5 protein-coding genes and 1 pseudogene are annotated in these 5,040 nt (G+C 69.8%); 4 read left to right on the plus strand and 2 right to left on the minus strand.

The window, feature by feature from the left end; translation table 11 throughout:
* From AC5LSR_RS15670 to AC5LSR_RS15685, 4 genes and pseudogenes are all read left to right on the plus strand, one after another.
* Positions 1–776, plus strand: a pseudogene (locus tag AC5LSR_RS15670) (hypothetical protein); the annotation flags it as partial.
* A complete protein-coding gene (locus AC5LSR_RS15675) occupies positions 773–1,195 on the plus strand; it encodes a roadblock/LC7 domain-containing protein (RefSeq protein ID WP_250286491.1) in 423 nt (140 codons plus the stop codon). The pseudogene AC5LSR_RS15670 and the gene AC5LSR_RS15675, both read left to right, overlap by 4 nt.
* 25 nt (positions 1,196–1,220) lie before the next feature.
* A complete protein-coding gene (locus AC5LSR_RS15680) occupies positions 1,221–1,580 on the plus strand; it encodes a DUF742 domain-containing protein (protein WP_013875056.1) in 360 nt (119 codons plus the stop codon).
* The gene (locus AC5LSR_RS15685) at positions 1,561–2,157 is read left to right on the plus strand and encodes a GTP-binding protein (protein WP_250286492.1); all 597 of its coding nucleotides are present in this window, start codon (positions 1,561–1,563) and stop codon (positions 2,155–2,157) included. The genes AC5LSR_RS15680 and AC5LSR_RS15685 overlap by 20 nt, the downstream gene beginning before the upstream one ends.
* Before the next feature lie 213 nt (positions 2,158–2,370).
* Here the strand turns inward: AC5LSR_RS15685 and AC5LSR_RS15690 are convergent, their stop codons facing one another.
* Positions 2,371–3,993, minus strand: a complete 1,623-nt coding sequence (locus AC5LSR_RS15690; protein ID WP_493464703.1) for an ABC transporter substrate-binding protein — start codon at positions 3,991–3,993, stop codon at positions 2,371–2,373.
* A gap of 186 nt (positions 3,994–4,179) precedes the next feature.
* The coding region (locus AC5LSR_RS15695) for a hypothetical protein (protein WP_493468623.1) at positions 4,180–5,040 on the minus strand (861 nt) is incomplete at its 5' end.

Raw genomic sequence — 5,040 nt, forward strand, 5'->3', positions numbered from 1 at the left:
ACGTGCCCTATGGCGACAGTGTCGATCGGGCCTCCCGTACCGACGGTGCCGAGGAGCCGGCCGCCGACCGGGACGGCGAGGACAACGACACGACCCCGATCTTCGATTCGGTCTCCGCGTGGTTCCAGCGCCAGGCCCCGACGTCCCCGCATCCGCTGCCGGCCCGGCCGAGGGCCGCTGCCCCGCCGGAGCGCCCCGGACCGCTGCCGCAGCGTGCCCCGGCCGGACCGCTGCCGCAGCGTGCCCCGGCCGGACCGCGGCCGGCCGACGTCAGCGCCAGCGGTGACGTCGGCCGCCGGCCGTCACCCTTCCCGGCGCCGGCCGGCCGGCCCGGGCTCCGGGGCCCGGCACCCGCCGACATCCCCGTGCCCGGCTGGTCGCAGGCCCCGGGAGAATCCCCGCTGCCGGCCACCGCGGCCGGCCCCGCCGACGCCCAGCCCGTTCCGTTGGCGAACCGCCAGGCGCCCGCCGCGCCGGATCCCCGGCCCGTGTCATGGTCGTCCGCGGCCGACGCCGGCTGGCGTGCCGCGGAAGCCGTCCGCCAGCCCGCCCCCGCCGGGACGACCCGCGCCGGTCTCCCGTTGCGTGTCCCGATGACGCACCTCGTACCTGGCAGCGCTGAAACCACATCACGGCGCCAGCCGGAGGGGGGCTCCCGCTCCCCGGAAGCGGTCGGTGGCCGGCTTGCCAGCTTCTACCAGGGCGTTCGGCAGGCCCGTGATGTCACCCAGGACACCCCCCACAGCTCTCGCCGAAACACCCAGGAGGAAATGTGACGCCCATGAGCTCAGACGCACAGAACCTCAACTGGTTGATCAACAATTTCGTCGAAAGAGTTCCCGGTGTCGCGCACACCGTGGTGGTTTCCGCGGACGGCCTGTTGCTGGCGGTCTCGGACGGCTTCCCACGTGACCGGGCGGACCAGTTGGCCGCCGTCGCGTCAGGCCTGGTGAGCCTGACCCAGGGCGCCGCCCGGGTTTTCGATGCGGGCAACGTGACACAGACGGTCGTCGAGATGGAACATGGGTTCCTGTTCATCATGGCGATCAGCGACGGGGCAAGTATGGCGGTTCTCGCCGCGCCGTCATGTGACATCGGGCTTGTGGGGTACGAGATGGCACTGCTGGTGACCCGGACCACGGATGTGCTCACTCCCGCGCTGCGAGCCGAGCTGCAGGGGATCCTTCCGCGGTGAACCGACAGGAGCACAGGGGGTCAGGGTGAGTACCGATCCCGCGAATACCCCGGGGCCGGTTGTCCGTCCCTACGCGATGACCGGTGGCCGGACGCGTTCACGATACGAACTCGCCATCGAGGCGCTTGTCGTCACAACGTCCTTTGGTGAAGAACGGGCAATCCAACTTGCCCTGGAACAACAGACAATCGCCGCCATGTGCCGGCAGGTGCGATCAGTTGCGGAGATCGCCGCCGGTCTGCGGGTTCCCCTCGGAGTCGCCAGGGTGCTGGTCGGTGACATGGCGGACGAAGGTTACGTCCGGGTACACCAACAACCCGACCGCGACGAGGCGCCGGACCTCGCGCTGCTCGAAAGGGTGCTCAGTGGCCTTCGCAAGCTCTGACCGGAGGCGGGTCAACTCCTCCGTCGCCACTACTTCGGTCAAGATTGTCGTTGCTGGTGGTTTCGGCGCCGGCAAGACGACTTTTGTCGGCTCGGTGTCCGAGATCGTTCCGCTGCGGACCGAGGCGGTCATGACCGAGGCGGGGGCGCACGTCGACGACCTGACCCACATCTCCGACAAGACGACGACCACGGTCGCAATGGACTTCGGCCGGGTCTCCCTGGACGAGGATCTGATCCTCTATCTGTTCGGCACGCCGGGACAGTACCGGTTCTGGTTCATGTGGGACGACATCGTGCGGGGCGCCATCGGTGCCATCGTCCTGGCCGACACCCGGCGGCTCGCCGACTGTTTCGCGGCCGTGGACTACTTCGAACAGCGGCAGTTGCCATTCGTCGTCGGGGTGAACTGTTTCGACGGGATCCTGCGGCATTCCATAGACGACGTCCGGGAAGCCCTGCAGATCAACCCGAGCATACCGATCATCACCTGCGACGCGCGTAACCGCCACTCGACGAAAAGCGCGCTGATCGCGGTGGTCGAGCACACGATGTCACGAGCGGTGGCCAGGACCTGATCCTCCATCCGGGCCGCACCGGCCCGGCGTGACACGTCGTCCTCGTGATGGCCCAGGCCTGCGGCCCCGGCCCGGTCCACCACGGCCGCGGGCTGTTCCTCCGGACCAAGGACAGGCACACGAGGGACAGCGCCCGGCTCTGTCGCACCGAGCGGGCCCGGTGCGACAGAGCCGGGCGCCAGGGGGCGGACCGGATCGAGCGGGTGGCTGTTCTCAGGGCCCCTGGACAACCCTGCTGTACGGCAGCAGCCGCCCTGGCTGCGCGGCAATGTTACTGATCGATTCGTCGCCGACGATGACCAGACTGTAGCCGGCGCCCGCCGTCCGCCACTGGCCCCCGACCAGAGGCGTCTTCGCCACGTTCTTGGGAATGTCGGCCGAGCCGCCGAAACCGACCTCCCCCACGATCGTGTTCGCACGCAGCTTCCCGATCGCCGCCGCCAGGCCCGCCCGGTCGTCAGGCGAGCCGACCTGGGCCAACGCCTCCGTGGCGAGTTCGTAGAGCGCGTGCACGAAGCCGAGGGTCTGCACCCAGGGGGAACCGGTCTTGTCCGTGAAGTCCTTGGCCAGCGTGGCCGGGGTGGCCCCCGTCAACGAGCTCTTGAACCGGTGGAAGGGCGACCACCAGACCTCGGTACCGAGATTGTTGCCCTCCTGGCCGAGGGCCTGGACCGAGCCCGGGAACAGCAGCCCCTTGGCGACCGTGACAATCTTCGGGCTGAAGTCCTTCGCCGCCGCCTGCTTCCAGAAGGTCTGGAAGTCCGCCGGCGTCAGCACGCCGGTCAGGATGTCCACGCCGGCCCGCTTGAGCACGTCCAGCTGGATGGTGAAGTCCGGCGTCCCGGCGGGGAAGGAGGGAGGCTTCACCAGCGTGTAGCCCCCGGCGGTTATGGCCGGCGGGAAGCCGATGGTCTCGTCGGCGAACGTTCTGCCGTCGGAGTCGTCCGGCCAGAGCGCACCGACCTTCTTGTTGGTGGGCAACTGGCCCCACATGTTCCGGTAGACCCTGGTCACGTCCTCAAGGCCCCAGAAGAAGTGGTAGGTCCACTTGAACGGACGGGCCGGGTCGCCACCACGCCCGTTGAACCATGACTGCCAGGGGGCGGCCGTGGAGATGCACGGTATCTCGTTCGCCTCGCACTGGTCCGAGACCGGGTTGGTGGTCTCCGGTGTGGAGGCGACGAGGACGATGTCCACCCGGTCGGTGTAGATCAGGTCGTCGGCGGCCTGGGCCGCGCGGTTCTGGTCGGACTGGCTGTCCCGGACGATGATCTCAACCGGATAGGTGCGCGCGCCGATGGTCATTCCGCCCTGGCGCTGGAAGAAGGCCCGGATGGTGTCGGTGACGTACCTGTCCGCGGCACCGAAGGCGGACAGCGCCCCCGTCTGCGGGCTCACATAGCCGATCCTGATGACCCGCTTCGCCTTCGCCCCGCTCCCGGAGCCACCGCAGGCGGCAAGGGGAACCCCGGCGGTCGCCACGCCGGCCAGGGTCAGCAGTGTGCGCCGGCTGAGGAAACGCCCACCGGCATCACCGGAGCGGCCTGCGGCGGCGGGGGGTGCGCCGGGGGGAACCTGCTGGGAGACCTGATCCTGCTTCCTCCCCGCGACGGGCTCCGCCGTCGGCGCCCGGGATTCCCGCCACGGCGGCGGAACCGGTGCGGGAGGCCCGACGAGTGACCCGGAAGGCCCGGGAAACCCACGGGGCTCGGAAGACTCGCTTCCCCGGGCCGCGGCAGGCGGCCCGCCCGGGCCGGCCGCTTCGGGGCCGTCGGTATCCGACACTGCGTCGAGGCGTCCCTGTCCGGCGTGTGTCGGGCGGTCAGAGTGGAGCATGAGTCCTGATCCTGCCGCACGCTGGTTCAAACCCGGGCACTGGGTCCCGGTCGACACGCAGCAGACCAGACCGGGGACGGAAGGTTTCTCCTTCGGCCCACCCGTCGGGGCCGGCGGGAGCAGGCTCCGACGGGTGGGGATACCGGCCGGAGAACATATGATCGCGGTTTTTCCCGGACCCGGAGTCTAGTTGATCGCACACCACCGGTTCGATCCGTCCTTGAAGGTCAGGAAACCGCCGTCCTTCCCGGCGTCGCCAGCGCCCGCCCGGTTGATGAACAGCGCCTTGATGTTCTTGAGTGGACCGTCGGCGAACTGGATATCGGCAAAAATCACGCTGTCGGTACTCAGGCTGTTCTTTGTGATCGAGTAGGTGCCCTGCTGGTCGTCCCAGCGATAGCTGCCGCTCTCGCGTGGCACGACGAGCCTGTTCGGCAGTGCCGTGGACGCCTGGGAGTTCCGGCTGCCGGCCGAGGCGGCCCCGTCGGCCGGCGGGTCACCGTCGGCCGTCCGATAGCAGCGGTAGGTGCCGTCGACCAGCGCCCGGCCGGCTGTGGCGTCCGGATTGCTCGTCGCCGGCGTCGACGCGCCCCCGGACGCGGACGCCGCGGCGGTGGCGCCGGGATCCACCCGGGCGTCCGGAGCCCCCGTTGCGGAATCCTCCGTCCCGCCCGACAGCAGGGCGTACAGCCCGAACGCCACCAGGGACACCAGTACCGCGACAATCAACGGGCCGGTCCACCCGTGCCGGTAGCGCGCCAGCAGCCCCGCGCCGAAGCCGCCGCCATCATCGATGTCGTCGTCCGCGTCGTCGATGTCGTCGATGTCGTCACCGGGATCCGGCTCACCCCGCCGGCTGACCGGCCGGCCGGCCGCACGTTTCACGGCCCCGGACGCCGTCGAACGCTGCTCAGGCCCTCGTGCCCCGGTGTCCCTGGAAGCGCCGCCCGGGGAGGAGGCCCGTGCCGTCACCGTACCCGGCCGGCCCGTCTTCTTACGGACAGAACTGGACGGCTTCCAGCCCTCGTCGTCATCGGGACCGGTGTC

This window comes from Protofrankia sp. CiP1_Cm_nod4, assembly GCF_982290645.1.

Bases quoted from the DNA above. Each gene is read 5' to 3' on its own strand.
- AC5LSR_RS15690 (WP_493464703.1), bottom strand. From the start codon at position 3,993: ATGCTCCACTCTGACCGCCCGACACACGCCGGACAGGGACGCCTCGAC.